General features: G+C 43.2%; 19 protein-coding genes. 10 read left to right on the forward strand and 9 right to left on the reverse strand.

All coding sequences use genetic code 11. The features are described 5' to 3' along the window. Positions 1-50: 50 nt before the first annotated feature. The 3 genes from CH376_RS12160 to CH376_RS12170 form a co-directional block, all read right to left on the reverse strand. Positions 51-761 (reverse strand): class I SAM-dependent methyltransferase, encoded by a 711-nt coding sequence (locus CH376_RS12160; protein WP_100787098.1) that lies wholly within the window; start codon positions 759-761, stop codon positions 51-53. 268 nt (positions 762-1,029) lie between these two features. Beyond that, a complete protein-coding gene (locus tag CH376_RS12165) occupies positions 1,030-2,601 on the reverse strand; it encodes a GMC oxidoreductase (RefSeq protein WP_100787099.1) in 1,572 nt (523 codons plus the stop codon). Between the two features lie 49 nt (positions 2,602-2,650). Then, on the reverse strand, positions 2,651-6,067 hold the full coding sequence (locus CH376_RS12170; protein WP_100787100.1) for an alpha/beta fold hydrolase: 3,417 nt from the start codon (positions 6,065-6,067) through the stop codon (positions 2,651-2,653). Positions 6,068-6,475: 408 nt separating this feature from the next. Between CH376_RS12170 and rsgA the strand changes: the two genes are divergently transcribed. The 4 genes from rsgA (at position 6,476) to CH376_RS12195 (ending at position 11,531) form a co-directional block, all read left to right on the forward strand. Continuing rightward, the gene (rsgA, locus tag CH376_RS12180; protein ID WP_100787102.1) at positions 6,476-7,549 is read left to right on the forward strand and encodes a ribosome small subunit-dependent GTPase A; all 1,074 of its coding nucleotides are present in this window, start codon (positions 6,476-6,478) and stop codon (positions 7,547-7,549) included. A gap of 114 nt (positions 7,550-7,663) precedes the next feature. Then, positions 7,664-8,242 (forward strand): RNA polymerase sigma factor, encoded by a 579-nt coding sequence (locus CH376_RS12185; RefSeq protein ID WP_100787103.1) that lies wholly within the window; start codon positions 7,664-7,666, stop codon positions 8,240-8,242. Positions 8,243-8,251: 9 nt separating this feature from the next. After that, on the forward strand, positions 8,252-8,818 hold the full coding sequence (locus CH376_RS12190) for a ClpP family protease (RefSeq protein WP_100787104.1): 567 nt from the start codon (positions 8,252-8,254) through the stop codon (positions 8,816-8,818). 247 nt (positions 8,819-9,065) lie between these two features. Beyond that, complete coding sequence (locus tag CH376_RS12195; protein WP_100787105.1) at positions 9,066-11,531, forward strand: hybrid sensor histidine kinase/response regulator; 2,466 nt, start codon at positions 9,066-9,068, stop codon at positions 11,529-11,531. Positions 11,532-11,556: 25 nt separating this feature from the next. On the opposite strand, the gene CH376_RS12200 is transcribed toward CH376_RS12195, so the two are convergent. From CH376_RS12200 to CH376_RS12215, 4 genes are all read right to left on the reverse strand, one after another. Next, a complete protein-coding gene (locus tag CH376_RS12200) occupies positions 11,557-12,876 on the reverse strand; it encodes a phthiocerol/phthiodiolone dimycocerosyl transferase family protein (RefSeq protein WP_100787106.1) in 1,320 nt (439 codons plus the stop codon). Between the two features lie 19 nt (positions 12,877-12,895). After that, on the reverse strand, positions 12,896-13,987 hold the full coding sequence (locus CH376_RS12205) for a fatty acid desaturase (protein WP_100787107.1): 1,092 nt from the start codon (positions 13,985-13,987) through the stop codon (positions 12,896-12,898). Between the two features lie 122 nt (positions 13,988-14,109). After that, positions 14,110-15,219 carry an AraC family transcriptional regulator gene (locus CH376_RS12210; protein ID WP_100787108.1) on the reverse strand — a complete coding sequence of 370 codons (1,110 nt, stop codon included), beginning with the start codon at positions 15,217-15,219 and terminating at the stop codon, positions 14,110-14,112. A 165-nt stretch (positions 15,220-15,384) separates the two neighbouring features. Beyond that, positions 15,385-17,088 carry a B12-binding domain-containing radical SAM protein gene (locus CH376_RS12215; RefSeq protein ID WP_100787109.1) on the reverse strand — a complete coding sequence of 568 codons (1,704 nt, stop codon included), beginning with the start codon at positions 17,086-17,088 and terminating at the stop codon, positions 15,385-15,387. A 133-nt stretch (positions 17,089-17,221) separates the two neighbouring features. On the opposite strand from CH376_RS12215, the gene CH376_RS12220 reads away from it, so the two are divergent. Then, positions 17,222-18,481, forward strand: coding sequence for an esterase/lipase family protein (locus CH376_RS12220; RefSeq protein ID WP_100787133.1), 1,260 nt, complete (start codon positions 17,222-17,224; stop codon positions 18,479-18,481). An 85-nt stretch (positions 18,482-18,566) separates the two neighbouring features. Beyond that, a complete protein-coding gene (locus CH376_RS12225) occupies positions 18,567-19,046 on the forward strand; it encodes a GyrI-like domain-containing protein (RefSeq protein ID WP_100787110.1) in 480 nt (159 codons plus the stop codon). 197 nt (positions 19,047-19,243) lie between these two features. On the opposite strand, the gene CH376_RS12230 is transcribed toward CH376_RS12225, so the two are convergent. Continuing rightward, positions 19,244-19,684, reverse strand: coding sequence for an ABA4-like family protein (locus tag CH376_RS12230; protein WP_100787111.1), 441 nt, complete (start codon positions 19,682-19,684; stop codon positions 19,244-19,246). Positions 19,685-19,686: 2 nt separating this feature from the next. Then, entirely contained in the window at positions 19,687-20,733 is a 1,047-nt protein-coding gene (locus CH376_RS12235) for a hypothetical protein (protein WP_125232020.1), read from the reverse strand. A gap of 2 nt (positions 20,734-20,735) precedes the next feature. Here CH376_RS12235 and CH376_RS12240 point away from each other — a divergent pair, with 2 nt between their 5' ends. The 4 genes from CH376_RS12240 (at position 20,736) to CH376_RS12255 (ending at position 23,610) form a co-directional block, all read left to right on the forward strand. Beyond that, positions 20,736-21,386, forward strand: coding sequence for a TetR/AcrR family transcriptional regulator (locus CH376_RS12240; protein ID WP_100787113.1), 651 nt, complete (start codon positions 20,736-20,738; stop codon positions 21,384-21,386). A 78-nt stretch (positions 21,387-21,464) separates the two neighbouring features. Further along, entirely contained in the window at positions 21,465-22,757 is a 1,293-nt protein-coding gene (locus tag CH376_RS12245) for an alanine racemase (RefSeq protein WP_100787114.1), read from the forward strand. 127 nt (positions 22,758-22,884) lie between these two features. Beyond that, complete coding sequence (locus CH376_RS12250; protein ID WP_100787115.1) at positions 22,885-23,334, forward strand: GNAT family N-acetyltransferase; 450 nt, start codon at positions 22,885-22,887, stop codon at positions 23,332-23,334. A gap of 75 nt (positions 23,335-23,409) precedes the next feature. Next, complete coding sequence (locus CH376_RS12255; protein WP_100787116.1) at positions 23,410-23,610, forward strand: cysteine-rich CWC family protein; 201 nt, start codon at positions 23,410-23,412, stop codon at positions 23,608-23,610. Positions 23,611-23,613 lie beyond the last annotated feature (3 nt).

Below are 23,613 nucleotides of genomic sequence, written 5' to 3' on the forward strand. Positions count from 1 at the left end.
GGGGTTTTTTTGAAAATATTTTTAAAAAAAAGAAGAATCGAATTCTTACTTTATTTCGCTTTTTTTCCGGCAAAAAATGCGATCGCTCCGATTACATATAACTCGTAGTCCTTAAAGTTCTCTTTGAGGGCGGCTTCTAAATCGGCAAAAGTGTCTTGGGTATTGTGAAAGACTCCTCTTCGGTTTAAATTATTCATTCCTCTGCGGGAAAGGTAATGGGTTTGACCCAGATCGTGCAATGCCGTGGATCCGAAAATCACCCCGTCCGCCGTTCGGATTTTCAGAAGATTTTTAAATGCAGTCGACGCTTTTTCGCGGATCGCTCCCGGAACACAATGAAACAAAAAACTCATTCCGATGGAATCGAATTTTTCTTGGGTATTGATCGGCTCTAGGATATTGGCTCGATACGCGTTGAATGTGCCGGCGAGATGGGATAAACGTCTTCGTGCTTCTATAAGGCTGTTCGCGTTTAAGTCCATCACCGAAATGGTCGGCTTTGCAACCGGAAATTTCGCCTTTTGCAGGAGATAGCCGGTTCCGACTCCGATGTCGAGATGATTTGCGCTAAGATATTTATTGTAAAGTTGAACCATGTTCTGCGGAGGACAACGCCAGAACCACCGGCTAATGATGTGCAGAACCACGAGGTCATAAACTCTTAAAAAGCTAGTCGTATAGACCTGTTGTCCTTCGATCACTTCTTGACTGTATTTATCCTCAGACAATCCGAGATCGATATAAAGCTGATTTTGTTGCATTTACGTAAGTTCCTTTTTCTTACTTTTGTATTGACAGATGTTTGCTTGGATCTCGAAAGTCGACTCAATTGAATCTTCTAAACTCGCCTTTCGTTCCATTTGTATTTTTATTTTTCTGAATATCGAATGAACCAAGGAAAGTTCCGTTTCCTTGGACAAAGTAATATCAATATTTCTAAATTAGAATTTTAGAATGCTCTAATTGTGTCAATTGTTAAATCGGAGCATTCTAAGGTTCTTTTGTCCGGATCTCGCACCGATCTTGTTTCTAAAGATTGGAACAGATTGCGGCGGCGGTATGTTCGGCGACGGCCGAGATGGTCATTACCGGGTGAAATCCGATCGACGAAGGGATGACGGAGCCGTCGGCGATGAACAGATTCTTATAGCCGAAAACTTCTCCTGTTTCGGAAACAACTCCTTTATCCGGATTTGCTCCTAAATGACAACCGCCCATCGAGTGTACGGAAAGAATTCGATTGAACAAAAGAAATGTCGCGAGAGGCCCAAATTGTCCGCCGTAGGCGTCTCCGATTTGCTGCATGGAAGCGGTCATATTTTGGATCAGAGTTTGATTCTCTTTTGAATACTTCCATTTTACGTCGATGTCCTTTCCGCAACGAACGATTCTTCCGTTTGCGTTGTCCCTTCCGATCGCGAAGAGATTGCTCATGTATTTCGGATCGCCGGCTCCGGGAGCTCCGGGTGGTAAGGGTTTTGAAATCCATCCATTCTTAAAAATTAAAGGAAGAATCCACCTCAGACTTTTCCAAAAAAGAGGACCGATCATTCTCAAGAACCAATTCGGTTTAGCGATTCCTAACGACGCGAGAACCGTCATCACAGGTTCGTTGAACGTAGGCGCCGCCATCGTGTATTGAAATCCGTTCGGAAAATAATTGATGACCGTTGTAACGTCCGGTCCGTCCCAAGGTTTGAGATCCGTTTTGCTGGATTCGATTCCGCCTAAGAAGTCTCCGTTTCCGGAATATCCTTTTCCGAGACGTTTACTCAGATTCGGAAGAGTTTTGTAGTAATCTCTGCTGTTAAAAAGAATTCGGTTGGTCCCTAAGGTTCCCGCCGAAAGAACTACTCTTTTACCGCGGACGGATCGTTTTTCTCCTGTTTCCGTGTTTTCATAATAGACGATATATCCTCCCTGCGGGTCGGGGGCGATATGCGAAGCCAAAGAATCCGTCTGAAACACGGTTCCGTTTTTTTGAGCGTCGGCAATATAATTAAAATCTAATGTATTCTTAGCTCCGTGATTACAGCCAAATTCGCATTCCGCACAACGTTGACACGTGGACTGACCCGGTCTTGCCGCTTTTAACCAGCTTACCGCTTCGTCCGGATCAAAATGAGGATGGCGATTCAGGTCCGCAGCGGCTTTGAATTTATTTCTTTTCGGAAGATCCCATTCCTTAGGAACCGGTTTTACGTCGAGTTTGGAAGCGACCTTGTCGTAATAAGGATCTAGATATTTGCGATTGAAAGGAGCGGGCCATCTCGGATCTTGAAAGACCGCGTCGTCGGGTCGAATATGGATGTTCGCATAGATCAAGGAACCGCCGCCCAATCCGGAAGCCGTTACCGTCCCGAGTCCGCTGAAAAAATTAAGTTCGTAAAGTCCTAAGGATTTTTTCTTTTTGGGATAACGCCAGAGGAGATTGTTCACGTTCTGTACGTCTCTGGGAAACATCCCCGGAGAATATTTCTTACCGCGTTCCAAAACCAAAACTTTCTGACCTTTTTCCGACAGACGCAATGCGCTGATGGAACCGCCGAATCCGGACCCGATCACGACCGCGTCGTATTGTTGCACGTTGTTGTTTGACATTCTTTCTTCCGTAAGAGATAATTATAAAATTCTAATATATTCGTTCGTTTCAGTATTTTTTCAAAGCCTGAAGGATGAGCGGATATACGTCTTTGTGGGCGTTTTTCCCGAAAATACAATCGATATGTCCGTAGCCGGGTATAACGTGACGTGCATACTGGGACGGATTGAAACGATCGATCAGAGTTTGATAAGTTTGTTCGGTGCTTTCCGGAAGGTAACACTGGTTCTCCGCGCCGTGGATAAAGGTGATCGGAAGATTCAGACGTTCCATGTGTGTAACGTAATCATCGGCTCCCGTCGCAGTCACGACTTTATGTGCTCGGATCATCTTGGATAAGTGTTCGAACGCCTTGATGTTCGCGACCCCGAACATTTCTCCGAGTCCGTATCTGTAAGTCTCTTCATTCAAATTATCCAATTTGTATAAACTTCCATAAAGAAACGAGATTCTTCTACTCACCGGATTTACGTCGTGTGAAAAGAAGGACTGCGGTTGAAGCGCGAGAGCCGAATTGAAGAACTTATCCAACCAATCCGCGTGGTCGGTCGTATAAGCCGTCAGATCCTTGATTCCGATCAGATCCATCAACTCGGCCGTGTGAAGTCCCACTTTGATATCCATCGAGGTCGGAACTTCGACGTTAGCCGAAATCTGAGAAAGTACGACGGAGCGAACTCCCTCCAGCCCGGCGAGCAAGGCCATCGTAAACGTAGTCGCTCCGAAACAATGGGCAACCACTTGAATTTTATCCACACCGGTCAATTCCCGAACCTTTTTCACGGCTGCGGGATAATCCTTCGTCGCGATCACGTCTCCCGTATTCGGAAGAGGCGCCGAAGGAAGCGCGATCGAAGTTCTGTAATCGAACATCCAAACGTCGTATTTGTTTTCGAAAAGGTATTCGAGAAGATTGGTTTCGATCGTATCGATGCTGAAGATCAAACTGGAGACTCCGAGACCCGGAGACAAAAGAACCGGACCTTTGTTTCCGCCTTTATATCTCAGAAGTCTAAGATCGGCCCCATCGTCCGCTTTGAAAAAATAAGTTTCCGGAGTCGAAACACGAAGAGGTCTTTTGGTTCTAGGGCGCGCGTCTTTGTCCCAAGGAACGATCGCGCTCGCGACTCCTCCGTAAACGTCGTAGAGAGCCGCGGTAAAGAAGGCGCCGAATTTCGCCATTCCTTTGATAGAATCCGCAATCGATTTGGAATTGATGACTTTCATCGTTGTCATTTGTTTTGCGAAATCTTCGGGAAGAATGTGGAGAATTCCCTTTGCGTAAACAGGCGACGTTTCCGTTTCACCGTCGTAGATCGTAACAAAAAGCGTGCTCGTGTCCCTCCAGATGTTTGTGATCCCGTCGTTCTGAACCCATTTGGCTCCCACAAAAAGATAACGTTTGGATTCTTCGGTTTGGAGAATCATCTTATAAACCATGTTTCTAGTTTCGATTCGATCTTCTCTGTTTACAAAGAGCAGAAAATCCCCGTTTGTAACCGTGATCACGTCTTTGGAAATCATAGGAGCTCTTACGGTTCCGAATAACGTGGCCTTGTGTTCAGGATCCGAAACCATCCTTTCCAGGTCATTGCTTCGAATCGTAAGTAAGAATTCAAAGGAAGTTTTTTCGTCCTGACCGATCTGAAATCCTCTTTCGTAATCCTCTTTCGATTGAGTGGAATAAAATCCTTTCATACATTCGGTGAATTCGATTCCTAATGTGGAATCGTCCGCAACGTCCGTATTTTTCGGATGAGAGGGAAGGCTGTAATCGATCTTGCGTCCTTTTTTAGAGACGAGCTTTTCGCAGGCTCTTTCGGAGATCGCACAGATCGTAAGAAGCGGATTGACTCCCAGCGATCGGGGAATCACAGATCCGTCCATCACATAAAGTCCGTTATGCGTCGCTTTTCCGTTTTTTCCCGAAAATACCTGACAGTTTTCGTTTACAACCGAAGACGACGCATCTTCTCCCATCGGACATCCTCCGAGAGGATGAACCGAGATCAAATCCTGATCGGTCAATTTATTCCATACGGGATTCTTAATATAGGTTCCCTCAAGAGGAATGGTGGACTCTTTTAAAATTTTGCTGATTTCTTCAAAGATCGGTTTTTTGCCGACATTCGGCCAGGAAATTCGGAGGCGATCGTCTTTTAAAAACATCTTTCCGTCGTTGCCGTCGTGCGCCATCACAAGATAAGTCTGCGTATTACGAACGGCGCCGTGGAACGGACCGAGGATAAAACTTAAGAAAATTCTAATCTTTTCAAAGATCCAGCTTACAAAACCTTTTTTGGTTTTAACTCCGGTGAGTTTGGAACCCAACGCAAACACCGCGGGCAATTGGGCGCGGATCGCACCCGGAATCGATCCTTCTTCTATGATCATTCCGTCTTTGAGTTCTGGAGCGCCTTTTCGAGTATCGATCACTCCCGTGATACAAGGACCGACCGGACCGTTTCCATTCTGTTTCTTACTTCCGAAACCGATTCCGTTGATCTTTGCGGTTCCATTATAAGAAAAACCTAACATATCTCCGTTTCCGCTAAACCGAACTCCGACTTGGTCCGAAAGATCGAGTCCCTTTTCCTTGGATCTAAGAAGAATTTCCGTGGAACCCAAGGCACCCGCCGCGAGAACGATCGTGTTCGCCCGAATGAAAAGTTCGTCCTTGCTGAATTTTTCCCGATCCACGCCGAGAGGAATGAAGTGAACCAACCAGTAGCCTTCTTTTTTCTCAAGGTAATTGACTTTGACTTCGGTAAAGATCTGGGCGCCGAAATTCGCGGCGTCGGGAAGATAGTTCATCAAGGTTGTGTTTTTGGAAGAGACGTTGCAACCCGTTACGCAGTCGCCGCAGTTTGTGCAGGCCTCTTGTTGAACTCCGACGTGGTTGACCTTGGATTCGAACGTGACATTGATCGGAGTCGGATAAAAATCCTTTCCCATAAAAGCCGCGGATTTTTTGAGAGCTTCGTGTTTGGGAAGATTGGAATATTTTTTCGGAATCGTATTCGGTCGAAGCATTTCTTCGGCTCTGGAATAGTAAGGATCCAGTCCGTGATCCTTTGCTTCTTTACGAATGTTCGCGGGCCAGCATTCGTCCTGAAAAACTTCAGGCACCGCGCGGAGACTAACGTTCGCGTTGATAAGCGAAGTTCCGCCCAAACCGCATCCGACGAGGACGTTGATATCCTTGTTGAAGTGAAAATCATAAAGTCCGTTTTGACTGCCGACGTGTTTGTCCTCGTAGTTTGCTTGGACTTCCTCGAATGCATGGATTTCTTTATTAGGAAATTCTCCAGGACGAATTTCTTTGCCTCTTTCTAAAAGGCAGACTTCGATTCCCGCTCTGGAAAGACGGGATGCGGCGATCGCTCCGCCGTAACCGGAACCGATAACGATCGTATCGTATTGACCTTTGATCTTCTCTATGGACTGTGAAATTTTTTTAATCAATGTTTTTGCCTGGGTTAAATTGGCAAAATATTTCCAAAAAAGGAAAATATTGCAAGAAAAATAGTAAGATCAGAGCCTGAGAATCGATAATATTTTGACAAACCGCGCGGATATTAACGAAAAAGAAAGATTCAGCTCGTTCGTAAATTTCATGTCTAACGCGTGAATTTTACGAATACAAACCGGTTCAAAAAAACTCGTATCGGACGGGAATCGATCCTCCCTCTTTTTAGAATTCGGCGCTTTCGGCAAGATCCGTTCTTTGATTGACTTTTACGCGGGATTTATCTATAATGAAATTCAGAAAACTGAATATGATTGTTTGATTTCATTCTTAACTTCTAACTCCCGGCGTTCCTGAAAAAGGGAAGGGAGTTCCGTATCCATTTCGAAATAAGAAGGAATCAAATGTCACAATCAAATTCACTGCTCACCTCGTACGGCTGGGATCCCGAGTCGTTTCTCTCCGAACCCTTGGCCGACCTCGTTCCCGCGCGGGTCATCTCCGTTTATGGAGAATATTCTAAAATTCTAACATACCGGGGAGAACGAAAAGGAATCTCTTCAGGAGTTTTACTATCCTCCGGAGAATCGCCTGTCGCCGGAGATTGGATTCTCGTTCGAGAAATCGAAGGGGACGATCTTTGTATCGTGGAAAAAATTCTTCCTAGGAAAACGTTTTTAAAAAGGGCGGATCCGGGAAAACGGAATCAATCCCAGGCGATCGCGTCGAACATAGATCTTTTACTCGTGATCATGGGTCTTGACAACGACTACAGTCCGAGAAGAATCGAACGTTATCTCTTTTTGGCTAAGACGAGCGGCGCGGAAGTTGCGATCGTCTTAAACAAAAGAGACCTTTGCGAAGATCCCGAAACAAAATTCTCCGAAATCAAAAAGATAGCCGGAGATGTTCCCGTATTGATGATATCGGCATTGGATGATTCACAAACACAGGGTTTGATGGAATGGATTCGACCCGGAAAGACGATCGCTTTTTTGGGTTCGTCCGGAGCCGGCAAATCTACAATCATCAATTCGCTGTTAGGCGCTGAAGTTCAAAAAACGAATACTCTCAAGGTAAGCGACGGAACCGGAAGACATACCACGACTCATAGGGAACTATTTCTCCTGCCTCAAGGCGGAATTTTGATGGACAATCCAGGAATTCGGGAGGTGGGGCTTTTTTCCGGAGGAGACGAGAACGAGATCGAACTCGTATTTCCCGAGATCGCTTCCGCGGCTATGGAATGCCATTTTAGAGATTGTACGCATCGGGAGGAACCGGGTTGTGCCGTTCTGGCTGCGATCTCAGAAGGAAAAATCGAGGAAGAACGTTATGCGTCTTATCGAAAACTTCTGAAAGAATTGCAGGCTCATAAGGTCCTTACGGATCCGATCGAGGCTCGAAAGCGAAAGCAATGGGACAAACAGATGTCGAAAGCGATCAAAAGTAGGCTAAAAGACAAAGGAAGAACGTAGAATTTCGATTTCCTCCGGGCGCTTTAACGAAAGAAAAATACTTTTTTTCAAAAATCCCCGGAGGAAGATCGTTTTTTTAGAACCAAAAAGGCCGCGGCGGGGACTTTAGATCGTATGAAAGACAAATCCTATATCGAACTTTTGGACAAAGCGAAGTCCGGAGATTTACAAGCCTGGACCGTTTTGCAAAAACGTTTCTCGCGCTTTGCGACGAAATTTGCCGCGAAGATTCTCAAAGACGAGGATCTTTCTCAAGACGTGGTTCAGGAATCTTTTTGGGATCTCTATCGAAATCTCGAAAAGATCACAACACCCGCAGCGTTTCCTTCCTTGCTCAAAAGAGCCTTGATCAAACACGTGGATCGGATTCTTAGAAAGAAGGAACACAGAGCCTTGGTTTTTGTGGATCCGAATCGTATGGATCAAAATTCGAAAGAGTTGCATTCCTCGTTTTTTGAAAAGGAATGTTATGAGACGATTCTTAAAAACGTAAAAAAGCTGGATCCGTCAGATCAAAAGTTGATCGAGATGTATTATTACAAGAATTTTACGTTAGACGAAATTTCTAAGTCCGAAGGAAAGACTCTTTCTTTTATCAAAAAAAGGCATCTCCGTCTGAAAAACATTCTGAGAGACGGAATCGGCGAAGCGTTTAGACCGGAAGCCCGTTTGCGGCTCGCGCTTGCGGCATAGGAGAAGAATTTGGAAGCGACTCAATTCAATCCGAATTCGCAGATCGAAAACGTATATCTCGAACATAGAAAGGTTTTTCTCTGGGGTGAAGTGAACGATAACTCGGCGAGATATCTCATCGATCGATTCTTATATTTGGAAACGGTGGATCCGACGCGACCGGTCACTCTTTTTATACATTCTCCCGGCGGATCGACTTACGCAGGTTTGGCGATCTTGGACGTGATGAAGAGCGTTCGAAATCCGGTTTACACCGTTTGTCTTGGAATGGCCATGTCTTTCGGCGCGGTTTTACTTCTTTGCGGAGACAAGGGAAATCGAGCAGCGTATCCTCACAGTAAAATTCTGATTCACCAACCGCACGTTATGGGAGAATTCAAAGGTCCGGCGGAGGACATCCGGATTTTTGCGGAATCGGTCAAAAGGGAAAAGGATTTGTTAAACGAAATCATGGCGAAGGCTACCGGCCAACCTTTGGAAAGAATGGTGAAGGACACGGATCGTGATTCTTGGTTTTCCGCAAAAGAGGCTCTGGAATACGGTATGATCGATAAAATCATCGGAGCCGAATTCTAAAATTCTTCCGGATTTCCGGATCTCGGAAATTCCGTCTAAAAAATCCGGCCTTTATCTTAAGAACTCGTTTTGGATCGAGATGGAAAAGATCTTAGGCTAAACCGCCGGAATTTTCTAAATTAGATCGTCTCTTTTTATAAGTATTCGTAAAAGGAATTTCCAATGAAAAAACCTTTTTACTCATAGAACGGATACGAGAATATATATCAAAATTACCTGTTTTCTAATTCGGTTTTTTGAATTCAAAATGAAATTTTTTTTAGTCCTCGGCGCGGCCTTGCTGCTCAATTTTTCCGTGTTCGGGGATTCCTCGGTTCGAGAGAACGGAAAAATTTCTCAACTCCAAAAACTCGACAGCCTTAGAACGTTCGTCCATTATTTTAAAGACGCGAGCGGTAAAGAATTCAAAGAACAAATCTTTTCGAAGCCGCAAGGATTGGATTTTCAGAATATTCCTTCCGAACTTCTTTCTCTCGGTTTTTCAAAGGAGACGGTCTGGTTTTATATTCCTCTGGAGAACGATACCGAAAACGAGTTTAACGGAGAATTCGAAATCTACAATCCTTATCTGGAAGAAGTCGACATCCATTATAAATACGGACATGAACAGATAACGCGCGAAATTTCCGCGGGCGCCAACCGAAAGTACGAAGAAAATTTTCCGTCGCTCGATTTTTATCTCAGGCCAGGAGAATCGATACAAATCGCGGTTCGTATCAAAAGCGGAACTCCTCTCAGGATCCCGCTCCTTTTGGAATCGGAAAAAAAGTTCGGCGTTACGAAACAGTTTAGACTTGTCGTGGTCGGATTGACTCTCGGTTTCGGAATCGCGATGAGTTTGTACAATCTTTCCCTTTACTTTTTCTTTAGGACAAGGTCCTACTTATATTACTTTTTAATGATATCATTTTTTACCGTATATCTGACTTCCTGGGACGGATTGTTTCTCAATTCGTTCAAACCCGAATACGGAAAATACTACCTTACGGCTACTCTCGTTCTCGTTTATACTGCGAGCTTATTCATATTTTTGTTTTCGTTGGAATTTTTATATCCGGAACAAAAAAGCAAAAGAGCGAAAATCGTAACCACTCTTTATACTATCTTCAATTTGGCTTTGATTCCGGCGGCGACGATCGCCCCGATTCAATTGAATCAATTTTCGTATTACTGGATTCTTATAAACAATCTGATCATCGTATATTTTTGTTTTTTAAGAATTCAAGAAGGTTTTAAGTCCGCGAAAACTCTTTTATTGATCCATCTGATTTTTCCTACGGCCGGGATCGTAATGAATCTAAGCGCGACCGGAGTTCTTACGATAAACTTTATTTCCCTTCACGTTCTAAAATTGGCTTTTATTTCGCAGTCGATTCTATTCTCCATTATGCTCGTACAAAGAATTAAAGATTTGGAATTTAGACTCAAAGAAGGTCTTCAAACGGAAATTCATAAGAATATCGTACTTCTTAAAAAAGAGATTCAGCAGAGAAGGGAGACCGAGTGGGAATTGATCCAAGCGAAGGAAGTAGCCGAAAAGGCTTCGAAGGTCAAGAGCAGTTTTCTTGCGAACATGAGTCATGAAATTAGAACGCCGATGAACGGGGTGCTCGGTATGGTTCAGTTGTTGAGTACGACCAAGCTGAACGACGAACAAAAAGAATATACGAAAATTCTTTCAGGTTCCGCTAAATCGCTTTTGCAGATCATAAACGATATTCTTGACTTCTCAAAGATTGAAGCCGGCAAGATCGTTCTCGATAAGGAAGTTTTTTCGATCCGTTCCGTTTTGGACGAAATTCACGATCTTCTTCGTCCTTTGGCAAAACGAAAACAGATAGAATTCAATCTGGAAGGCAAATACGACATTCAAGAATTTGTGTCCGGCGATCAACTGAGACTTAGACAAATTTTATGGAATCTCGCTGGTAACGGTATCAAGTTCACCAGTCAAGGAGGCGTGGTTCTGAAAGTCTCCGAAAAGAAAATCTCCTCCAATCAGGTTTCCATCGAATTTGCGGTTTCCGATACAGGAATCGGAATACCGAAAGATAAACAGAAACAGGTTTTCGACGCCTTCTCTCAGAGCGATTCTTCCACTGCAAGAAAGTTCGGCGGTTCGGGGCTTGGATTGAGTATCACGAAACAACTCATCGAACTTCAAGGCGGAAACTTATCTTTGGAAAGTAAGGAAGGAAAGGGTTCCAAGTTTACTTTTTCGATTGTTTACGATATCGCTTCTCAATCCGAAATGGATTCGATCTTGGAACCCGAAACGACGAGGGGACTCGACGAGGTTTATTTGAATGTGGTTCCGAAAAAAATGCGCATCCTCGTTGCGGAAGACAATGAGACGAATTGTCTTTTGATCGAAAGATCCTTAAAAAAACTCGGCTACGATCCGGTCGTCGTTCACAACGGCCGCGAAGTAATTGAAAGAATGCAGTTGGACGTTTTCGATATCGTCCTTATGGATATCCACATGCCCGAAGTCGACGGCATTGAAGCGACGGGATGGATCCGTTCCAGAAAAGAAACCTCGGAATTTCCGGTCATCATAGCTTTGACGGCGGACGCGATCGAAAGTAGTAAGGAAAAATACGTCTCCTTGGGTATGAATGATTGTTTGATTAAACCTCTTGATCTAGTCGGTCTCAAATCTACTTTGGATCATTGGTCCGATCATATAGAGTCTTCCAGGAAAAAACTTTAAAAAAGAAGAATATTCAAATTTTCTGTTAAATCCGATTCCCCCTCAGAAATCCCTCGAATTTTTCCTTAAAAACTTCGAATTTCCCGGGAACCCATCGATTGGAATCGTAATTGAGAAGGATCGTGAGTGTTTCCCGATATGTGGATGCGGAAACGAACACCGATTGGGAAAAAGCCGGATGGACAGTAAAAGAAAGATTCGAAACGTCGAAGTGGTCGAATTTCGGTAAGTCGGGTAAAATACCCACGTTACTCAGAACGCTGGATTGCGGAAATCTTTGCAGAAGCGCCGAAAGCGCTTTGACGCCGTTCGGTCTGCTCAAGATCTGATCGGCGGGAGGAATGAGATCGTAAAAGGAAACGTCGTTGTATCCGTTTCCAATCCGCGTCTTCAGTCCAGAGGAGATTTCCTTTGCGATCTCCCAGAGATCCGATTTTTCTCGAACGACGACTCCCAGAGTAAGAAGTGTAATATAAAGTCCTAATGTTTCCGCAGGGACTTTTTCGGTTAAATCCTTTTTTAGATCCGCGGGGTTGGAGAGGTTTAAAAGAATCGGATCCGTCGTTTCGAATAAGGAATACAACGATACGAGCTGCGCCGCACCGATGATTCCGTGAAGAGTGGTTTCGTTGTTTCTGCAAAGGCGGAGTAAATTTTGTAATTCTTCTTTTGCAAGTTGAAAACGAGTCACGACGGGATTTGAATCTTGATTCTTTTTGGAAAAAGCAGGTAGGGAAGCTGTTTTTACCGTAATTTCTTCGGACAAATTCGGTTTTTTAAATTTTTCCGGATTTTCATTTCCGGTTTTTAGCAAAGAAAGAACGGAATCCGGTATTTTTTTAAAATTAATAATATTATAATTATCTAAATTTCTTGAACATTCCCGCAGAATCTCCGCAAGAAACGAAAAGCCCGATCGTCCGTCGGCGATGCTATGGTGAAAGACGACGACGAATATCCAGTTTCCGGATTCCGAACGAAAAAATATCGCTCGTATAAGAGGAGATTCCTCTTCCAAAAAAGGGATCATAACTTCTTCCGCTATTTTTTTCTTCCAATCCGGATTCTCTAATTTGAAAATTTTGAGACGGATTTTATTTTCGGTCGCGGTTTGAAAACTAAGGCGGAACTCCTTTTCGAGTTTCACTTTGACGTTTGCAAGAGGGTGTTTTGTTTGAACAAAATCCAACGCCTTCCGAATCGTATCCGGATTTAAGTCGCCTTCGCCTTCTGCGATTACGGCGAAGTTCATAGAAGAAATCCGATCTAAGAGCCAAAACGCGGATTCGGCCTTATCAAGAAGTCGTGCTTGTTTTTCTTCGTAAGAATTTACGTTGTTTTGCATTTACATTGATCGGTTTGTTTTAAGTTTGAGGTTTGAAAGCGGACGCTTCCGAAAATTCGGAGGAGGTTTCCATACTATTCTTGGTATTTCCTTTGAGCATACTTTTGAAATCGTTAAAGCGAATTCCATAACGTTTCATAGCGGGAAGAACAAAATACGAAGCCAATTGTCTCAGGTAAAAAGGTTGATTGACGACGAAATGATGGATCCCGTGAGTCGCTCCAAAGTTAAAGCAGAAAAGATGAAAAGGGAAAACAAACCAAGAATTTAGAACCTGAATTTGATTATATACGTTGGTAATGCCTCCGTAGTAGTGCATATTGGAGGAAACAATCTGAATCGAAGTTTGACGGATCCAGTTCGGTATGAGATAAACTACGGCGATCGTGTCGAGCGTCGAAATGACCGGATTTAAAAACGACAATTGTCCGAACGGAGAGCCCGCAAATAAATTCAAAAAATGGAATGTATTGAGAATCAAAAAAAGATACCAGAGTAAAAAGAAAGTCTCCCTGTAAGGACCGATGATTCTAGGAGCTTTTATTTTTCGGAGATAAGAATACGCGTCCTTTCCTACCTTTCTGCCTTGGAGGATTAAGGCCATATTTCCGTCGATCATCGTGAACAACCTTCTCCAACCGAATGACATCCCGTTTCCGATCATTCTTTCCTCAACATCTTCCTTATTTCCGGAAACCTTGTGGTGTAAAAGATGAATCTCTTTTCGAAACCATGGGTTTACCGTGTTGGTCCGAAAGAGCCATACCACCCAGAACATAAAATTTTGAATTTTAGAATTTCCTTTGTAATAAAGGTTATGGATCAGATCGTGTTCGATCTCGTGCAAAAAAGACGCAAGGATCGCGTTAGACAAAATACAAAGCCAAAACGGAATTCGACCGGTTATATAAAGTCCCGCGAATACGATCATCAAAGAAGATGAACAGAGAGTGATTCCCAGACCGATCGTATCTTGGTGTTTCGTAAAAAAAGGAAATCGAGTCCGGATTTTCGAATCCCAGAATCGAATCCATCGTATAATTTTCTGAGTCCTTTCTTTTTCCGAAAGAACTTCATAGTTTCTGTTTGCGGTTTTCAATTGCACACTCATGATGACGATCTTGTTTCCGATTTTATGAATTCGGCTTCATGCTAACTCGGTTCTTAGAACCCGTCGTCCCAGTTTATAAACCGGGCCCGGCCTCACCGAAAATTCTAACCTAGATTTCGAAATTAAAAAACTTTTTTCCTATTTTGTTCCCGGTATTCGGAAGGTGGAAGTCCCACTCCCTTGAGAAAAGAACGATGAAACGAGGTTTTACTTCGAAATCCGACTTCGTAAGCGATGTCTAAGATCGAACGTTCCGGTTCGTTTATCAAAAGCGCGCAGGCGTCTTCGATTCTATAATCGTTTACGAGCGCCGCAAAATTCTTTCCCATCTCTTGATTGATAAATTCGGAAAGTTGATGCGGTGTGAGTGCGAGTTCTTCGGCTAAGATCGATAAGGTGAGATCTTCGTCCCGAAAAATTTTTTCTTTTTCAAAACAGATCAAAAGGTTTTGCCGAATCACGTTTAGATTCAAACCCTGCAACAGGGAACGCGCGTATTTTTTTGCGGATTCTTTCGCGACACTCTGAAGATTTTGAAAATACTGCGGATATTTTCTTCCTATGAGATAGGAAACACAAAGACTAAGAGCCATCAAAGAAGAACTTAGTTGAAGGAATATTCCATTTTTATGAAATAGAAAAAGCGCGGCCGTAAAATGATTGATCGTAGTCGCGAAAATTATGTAAAGAAGAACTCTCGCTGTCCACTCGTTCCGTAGAACCGCGATTTGAAAAAGTATTCTGCTACCTTTAATGATCGCGAAAAGATAGGCGATAAGGATCCCTAAAGGGAAAAGACAAATCCAATTCGGCGCTTCCGGGCTCGTTAGAAAAAATCGAATTCCTCCCCGGATCGTAGTTCTCGGAAATAGGGAACTTGTGAAATAAAGGATCCAAAGGATTCCGGGAAGAATCCAGTGTTTCGTTTTTAATCCGAACTTGCTCTCCTCGAAATTCGGATCCTGTATGATTTTATGGATTCCGTATAGGATAGGTCCTATCGTTCCCAAAACCGGAAGATAAAGAAGAACGAGAAACGGGAACGATTCTTCACCTTTTGTTAAGATGCAAAGAACGCTGATTTGCAAACTAGCCAATCCTAAGAATAACGTCGCCAGCAATCGATTGAGCGCGGTTTTTTTTTCGAGAACGAGTTGTCCGAAACAGAGCAAAACTCCGAGATAGGATCCGAAGATAGTAAACGAAAATAAGAACGAGGATAGAATATTCATAAAAGATTTGGAATCGACGAAGAATCCGTATCGGATTTCAAAAATCTGTCAAGGAATTACGGCGCTCGCTTTCTTCATTCGAACAAGAATAGAAGAAAAAGAATTTCGTCTCTATTAAATTCAAATCCGTTTTCTTAACGTTTAGAAATACGTATTTCGGATTTTTTAAACCGAACTCGAACGAGCATTCCAATCGGCGGTCAGTAAGGATTCTATTTGTTCCCAATCGGGAATAAGAATTGTTCCTCCGGAAAGCGTTGTGATTCTTTTTAATCCGCCGAAAACTCTCTCCAATATGCGGTATCGAAACTTCTCCAGAGGAATTTCTTCGCGACTCGTGAAAGCATAAAGAATTTTTTCCTTTATAAGTTTTTGAAAAAGTTTTACTCCAATCGAGGATCGAACTCCCGCTTTTTCTAAAATCAAAAGTGTTTCCGAAAGGGAACACGTTTCTTTTTCAGGAATCTGCGCGCTCTTTAGGAAGTTTAAAATGCGGGTAACGATAAATAGAGAATAAATATCTTCTCTCTCAAAATGTTCGGAAGGAATCGCCATCGAAGTCAACCTGGAAAGAAATACGTCCGATTCGTTTCTGTCGGGAAAATCAGCGGCGATCGGAGAATTGGGCGTGAGATAAAAAAGTGAAGCTCCCATCAGAACCGGTTGTTCCGCGTTGAACTGAAGAGTTTGTATCATGGAATCCAAAGTTTCCATCGGCAGCCCGAGAATCTGATAAGATGTGATGTTAAAACCGAGAGCAAACCCCTCCTGTACGATCTGCAGATATTTTTCGATCGTGTGCGGTCTTTTGGTGGTTTCTCTAACTAGTTTATCCGAGCTGACTAACGCAAGATTTAGATTGGTAAATCCGGCTTCCTTCATCAAATGCAAAAGTTCCGAGTCCAGGCTGATATAGGAAATTCCGTTCATCGCTACGAATTGAACGTCTTTTTGCGGGAAGGTCCGAATTAATTCTTCGCAGAGTTGTTTCATCTCCGGTTTGAAAAAGGTAAGGTTGTCGTCCTCAAAATCGAAAACTCTATAGCCGAGTTTATAAGATTCCTTGATTTCGTTTAACACGTTTTCGACGGTGTTTCTTCTATACTTGGTTCCGAATGTGGTATGAACCGAACAAAAACTGCATCGATGCGGACAACTTCTCGAGGTGATGATAAAACGCATCGGCTTTCCTTCGAAAAGATAGTGTTCTTTTGAAAGCGAAGATATATCCGGAGGTGCGAGTTCGCTGATCGAAAAGTTTTCTCCGATCGGATTGAGAATCATCTTTCCGTTTTCTTTCCATCCGAGAGAAGGAACGGTCGCATAACGTTTCTCGTTTTTGAATTCTTTCAGCAGATCGCAGATCGGTTTTTCACCTTCTCCTCGAATGATAAAGTCGACGTTCGGATCGGAAAGCATCAACTCCGGACAGGCCGAAACGTGAGAACCGCCCATAATAATCGGAACGTCCATAATTTCTTTGATCGTCGCCGCCGTTTTTAAGGCTTCCCGATAATAAGGCGAAAACAAAGACGATATTCCGATCAGATCCGGTCGAAGCAATTCTGCTTCCTTGGCTATGTCTTCGTAAGACGCGCCGAAGCGAAAGTATTCGAAAAAAGTGGAGAACGGACTTTTATCCGCGACCGGATAATATTCTCTTAAGTACTTGAGTTCCTTAGGAACGGGAAGCGTTCTTCTTCCCGCAAGTTTGTTTCCGTTGCCTCTGTGAAAATCACGAATGATCACTTCGACATCCGGTAAGAATTTTTGTACGGCCCCCTTGAGATAACAAAGACCGATTGGTTGCAATCGGATATCAGTATCGTAAAAATCTTCCACCGGCGGTTGAATGAGCAAAAGCCGCATGACACCATAGAAACCGAAACGACTTCAAGAGCAAGCGACTTCGGTCGGAGCGAAAGCTCTATTCCTGAATTTTATACATTGACCGAAGAGTGATTTCGGATTATAATGCGCGAGCGTGAAAGGAGAAGCGGAAATGCCTTACAAACCTACGAAGCCTGCGATGGATCTGAGTAAACTTTTGGTGAAACTTGCTAAAGACACTTCAGTAGGAACTTTGGAAGGAGTTCGCTCGATTTTGACCGAATCCTTCGATTGGTCTTCTAAGCAGCTCTCTCAACTTTCGGACATTCCTCTGATTCAAGATACGAGCTTCGCCGAGTTTCTTTCTAAGTCCGGAGAATCTCTGAAAAGCGCCGGTGAAAAAACGGAACAAGGACTTACTCAGGCGCTCGCTTCCACCGCAAAAGCGATGCACCAAGCGTTAGACGCGCTTGATATGGCGGACGTTGTTGTTAAACGAACTCTTTTCGAAAATATTCCCGTTTCCAGCATCGTCGGGGAATCCTTTGCCGGGATGGTCACCACTTCTCACATTAAAGCGTCCTTTCGTATCAACGGAGCCGATGTCGGTTATCAAGACGTCATAGACGATTGGAAAAAATCCGAACTTCCTCATCTGATACTTTGTATTCCCGGACTTTTTTGCGACGAAGGGTTATGGAATGCGAAGGGAGAGGTCCCCATTTCCGAAACTATGAAAGAATCCGGATACTACCCGGTCTATCTTCGATTCAATCCGGGGATTCACATTTCCACCAACGCAAGCGCGATGTTGGATCTTTTGAAGCCTCTGTTGAATTCTCCGGAACTTTCCGGAAATACGTTAGACGTCATTTCTTATAGTCAAGGCGGTCTGATTTTTAGAAGCGCTCTCTATCAATCAAAACAAAAGGACGGCGACTTCGGAAAAAGAATAAGACACGCGCTTGTAATCAATTCTCCCGACGGCGGTTCTTACATTGAAAAGATAGGTTTTTGGCTCGGGTTGGGTGCGGAATCGCTTCCGATCCTTCCGGTGAGCATCGTCGGTTTTATCGGAAATCAGAGAAGCGACGCGATCAAGGATCTTTCTCACGGAATCATCCGAGAGGAGGATTGGATTCAAAACAAACAGATTGAGAGATACGTAAACGATTCTTATTTTGGAGAATTGGACGATATCGACGCGACTCAGATTTACAGTCTTGTTACGGAAGAAGAATCCAAATGGTCCTCTTGGATCGGCGACGGGATCGTAGAAAAACCTAGTCTCACTTTGTTAAGCGACAAGGTCTTTCGGAAAAAATCGAATCCGACGTCCAGAGTGTTTTGTCTTATGGAAACCTCCCACTATCAAGTGATCACACATCCGCGGACAAAAGAAATTTTAAAGAACGTTTTGAAAAAACACTGAAGCCGCTTTTTCTTTTTAGGAATGAGTTGCTTCCATTCCTAGTCCGAGTTGTTTATGAATGTAATAAAAAAAATCGGGAAAATAAATGAGTTTAGATATCGTTTCTAAGGAAGAAATTCAAGTTATCGGAATTTCGGAAGTTACCAACAATCAAGATGAAATGTCCGGAACCGGAAAGATCGGCGGACTTTGGAATCGTTTTTTTGCGGATGGAATTTTGGACAAAATTCCTAACAAAAAAGAACCCGCGAATATTTTTGCGGTTTATACCGACTATGAATTGGATGAAACAGGAAATTATAGAATTCTAATCGGAGCCGAGGTTAAGGACGTAAGCTCCGTACCGGAAGGAATGATTTTGCGCAAGATTCCGAAGGGAAGTTATTCTAAGTTCACAAGCGGGAACGGAAAGATCGCTGAAGTTGCGGTTGCGGTCTGGCAAAAAATTTGGGCAAACGTCGAACTAAAATCGAAAAGGGCTTATTTAGCCGACTATGAACTTTACGACCAACGATCTTCAAATCCGGAAACCGCTCAAATCGACGTTTTTATCGGTGTAAAATAGATCTAAAGTTTGGAGTTTCAAAATTGAAATTCTTTTTTAGACCCCGAACGATGTGGCGAAAACAAATCGGATCGTGATCGATCTGTCGACCATTGCATCTTTATACTTCGGAAAGACGCAATGGTCGTTGAGCTTGCGGTTTCATTCTATTTCGCATAACGTGTTTCGCGAAGAACGTTGCGAAGGTGCGACTTTTTTTATCCGAAAGGCTGATCCGATAAGATCGGTTTTTTAAGAATCAGCCTTAACAATAGATAACTGAGAAGTCCTAACGGCCCGAATAAAAAAGTCGCGATCTGACAAGGAATCACAAACCAGCGCGAAATTCCCAATTTCTGCGCGTTGGCGCTTTCCCAGGTTCCCACAAAAAGATCGAAGGCGAGATAATGGATCCAGCCGGCGACCAACACGGTCGGGTTCTGAAATAAAAGCGTAACACCTTCTAAGGATCCGAAGCTGCCTTGCGTTTTTCCGAAACCGGATATTAGCAAGAAAGAATATAGTCCTCCGAACAAAAATGTGCCGAGGATTCCGGTTGTGATCCAACTTGTGTACTTCCAGTTAGGAAAAACGATCAGAAGAATCCATCCCGCCAGTGCGACATTGTTTACAATTTTGAAAAGTAACGATAGTTCCACGATTATGCTCCTTTTATCGAGGTCTTGAGGACTTTTTTAGAAAAAAACGGAACGATAAAACTTCCCAACATCCCGATGGTACAGATATAAAATCCGATTTGAATTTTGATCGAGGGATTTAAGAGACTTTCCCCGTCAAGGGCCTGCGCGGTAAGAATTAAAATTAATCCGATTAAGAATACGGAAAAATTCCGAATAGATCTTACAATATTCATTTCCGAAATATGCAAACTTCCTAATATTACTGCGAGCATCGGTATCAACTGCATCGCGTGAATTCCAATGAAGTGCGGGATTCTCATATCTCCCGCGATCGTACTCCAGCCTAAGACCGGCAAGCCGGGTCCTCCGTCTTCCGCTCCGAAGGTATGTCCCCCGTTCGCCTTTAAGATTCCTAATTTCATCGCTTCGATCTGGTCGGGTCTTGGGGCCGTCATAAAAAAACCGAGAATCATTCCTAATGCCGCGATGCCCATTCCCCAGCGAAAGGATTCCAACAGCGATTTATTTTCGATTTTTTGGCGGAACAGATAAAATGCGATTACTATATGAGCAAACCATAAAATAGTAATTGCGGTTCCCATAATGCTAAAAATCATTCCGTTTAACGGAGACGTTATGTTGAAGTGGCTCGACTCGCCGCGGAATGCCTGTCCGTAGATCGCTAAATTTTCGATCGTTAGCATGATCGTGATGATCCAGGAAAGTCTTCGAACCGCTTTTTCCTTTCCTCGGATATATTGAAGAATCCAAACGAGAGTAAAAGAATACGTGGAAGTGGAAAGCGCGAACTTAATCGGCTTGAGCCAAATCGGCGAGTTTGTGACCTGCCTCGGGTCGATTAATAACGCTGGAATGAGGATAAAAAGGCTGATAGCGACTATAATACCGTTCCAAAATAAGGGAGGATTTGTCTCAGCCTGTTGAAAGAATTTGCTCACGATTCTCATAAAACCTCTAAAAAGGGGGTTGACCCCTTTGATTTCTATGTTATCACTGTAAACATATATGTTGATTCTGTCAACATATAAAGTAGCCACCGTCAACATTTATGAAAAAGAAAATTCCATCTAAAAAGAAAGTTTTGGAAAAGCAGACTTCGGATTCTTATCATCACGGAGATCTCAAAAAGGCGATCATTCTCAAATCCGAAGAAATTTTGGAAAAGACGGGAATCGAAGGTTTAAGTCTTCGAGATATCGCCGCCGATTTGGGAGTTAGTCACGCCGCGCCTTACAGACATTTTCCTAAAAAGGTAGATCTTCTTTTTAATCTTGCGATTCGAGGTTTTGCGGATCTTGCGGAACAAATGCGTCTCGCATGGGATAGCAGCGAAGATCCGGTGGAAAGACTTCGTTCCTCCGGAACACGTTATGTGAAACTGGCACTCAAACATCCTAGGAGAACCGAACTCATGTTTGGCGGTACTCTTGCTTGTGAAGCCGAAGTTCCGGAAGAACTTCAGTCGATCAGCAAAGAATCTTTTATGGGCCTTTTTAAAATCATCGAAGACGGACAGAGCAAAGGAGTTTTTCGAGACGGCGACACTCTAGGTTTGTCTTTTACTCTCTGGAGTCTCGTTCACGGATTTGCGGTTTTGACCAACGGAAAACAGATTCCTCCGCAAGTGTTTCAAGAACGTTCTTTGGATACGATTTTAGAATCTTCGCTTTCCTCCATTCTCGAAGGCGTCGTTCTTTGAGGTTCGTTTTTATTTTTCGAGAAAAGACTTGTAAGCAATTTTCATTCTTATTCAGTGAAGTCGTTTAGGAATTGAAGAATGAAAATTACAAAAATCAAATGGATCCTTCTTGGGAGCGCGTTTCTCCTTTCACTTTTTTTATTTTTTATAAAACCCAGGGACTTGGGAAAACAGTACGACTCTTATTTCCGAATTCTAAACGAAGAATTAAAAGCACACGGCCCCGGGAAACCCGTACTTCTGCTCGACCTGGATCGTCTGGACGAGAATCTAAGAATTCTCAAACAGAATCTTACGCCTCCCTTACACTATCGAATCGTCGTGAAATCTCTTCCTTCTTTGGATCTGCTTCGATATATCGTACGTTCCACCGGCAGCGATCGGCTGATGGTTTTTCATTCCGGAGACCTTGTGATGCTTTTGGGAGATCCTGAATTTAAGAATTTCGACATTCTTCTGGGCAAACCGATGCCGCTTAACGCACTCAAAGACATCCTTTCCAGAACGAACGCATCCGATTTTCAAAAAATTCATTGGCTCGTTGATACTTCGGAAAGATTAAACGAATACCTTCGGTTTGCGAAAAGTGAAAATCTAAAACTCTCCGTAAATTTAGAAATCGATATCGGACTTCATAGAGGAGGTTTTCCGGATCCAAATACGATTCTTCCATCATTGGAATTGATAAAAAACCAATCCCGGCACCTTCAATTTTCAGGTTTTATGGGATATGAACCGCACGTCGCTTCCGTTCCCGTTATTTTCGGAGATAAAAACGAAGCGATTCGGAAATCATTAAAGGATTCTCTGGAAGTATATTCAACTTTTATCAAGTTCTCTAAGGAGAAATATCCGGATCTTTTCGGAAAGGAAACCATTCGGAACGGAGGAGGAAGTAAGACATACCGTTTTTACCAGAAATTCGGAAACGAAATCGTAAACGACGTTTCGGTAGGTTCGGCGTTAGTAAAACCTACCGACTTCGATGTAGTCAGTTTGGAGGAACATTCTCCCGCAGTTTTTATCGCGGCTCCGATTTTGAAAAGAATCGAAGGCACTAAAATTCCTTTTCTGGAATCGTTTTCTTTTTTGTTTCCTCTCTGGGATCCCAATCAACAACTTACTTATTTCACGTATGGCGGAGCATTCTCGGCAAAAAAAGAATCTCCTTCGGGTCTTCAGGATAATTCCCTTTTTGGAATTAGTACGAATCAGGGAATTCTAAACGGTTCTTTTCAAACGGGACTCTTTCCGAACGACTTCGTGTTTTTCAGGCCGACACAAAGTGAAAAGGTTATGGCGGAATTGGGTGAAATTCATCTCATCCGCAAAGGCAGACTTTCGGGAAAATGGAAAACGTTTGTGAATTGATGTTTTATTAAGAATTTAGAATATTGTTGAAAGGAAGAATCGAACGTCTGAGCTCGGTCGGTTTTTGAAATCGGAATCTTCTTTCGGATGATTCTTACCTTGCGAACGGAAAACATAGGAACTAACAATGTGGAATATTAGAGAAGCTGCAATTACGGATTTGGATCAAGTCGCTCGTCTTTTCGACGAATACCGTCAGTTTTATAAAAAAGAATCGGATCTTTCCGGCGCTTCAAAATTTATCCGGGAAAGAGTTTTAAAGGGAGAATCCAGGATCTACGTCGCCGTGGACGACGATGAGAAACGCTTTTACGGGTTTACCCAATTGTATCCCTCTTTTACCTCCCTTTCCATGAAACGAATTTGGATTTTGAACGATCTTTTTGTTCGGCCGGAATTCAGGAAACAAGGAGTTGCAAAGGCTTTGATCGAACGAACGACGACTTTAGCGAGAAGTATGGACGCGAAGTATGTTTCGCTTTCCACTGCGATCGATAATAAGAATGCGCAGAAACTGTATGAGTCTCTTGGTTTTATCAGAGATGAGGAATTCTATCATTATTCGCTTATCGTTTGATCTCCCTTTTTCTGAGCGGAAGTTTTTGGGAATCGACAAAACGTTCCGCTTTGATCGGATAGATCCGTGACTGAAATGGATTCTTTAAAATTGAAAGTCGTTCACAAACCCTGTCCTCGTTGCGGATCTCAATTCGAGTGCGGGGCCGCGGCTCTTACCTGCGATTGTTTTTCCGTAAGTCTTTCTCCGAAAACGAAAGATTTTATTCGGGAAAATTACCGGGATTGCCTTTGTGTTTCTTGTTTGCTCGAGTTAAATTCTCAAAATCCGGAATAGTAA

Origin of the sequence: Leptospira adleri, from assembly GCF_002811985.1 — a bacterium.
Lineage (GTDB): Bacteria > Spirochaetota > Leptospiria > Leptospirales > Leptospiraceae > Leptospira > Leptospira adleri.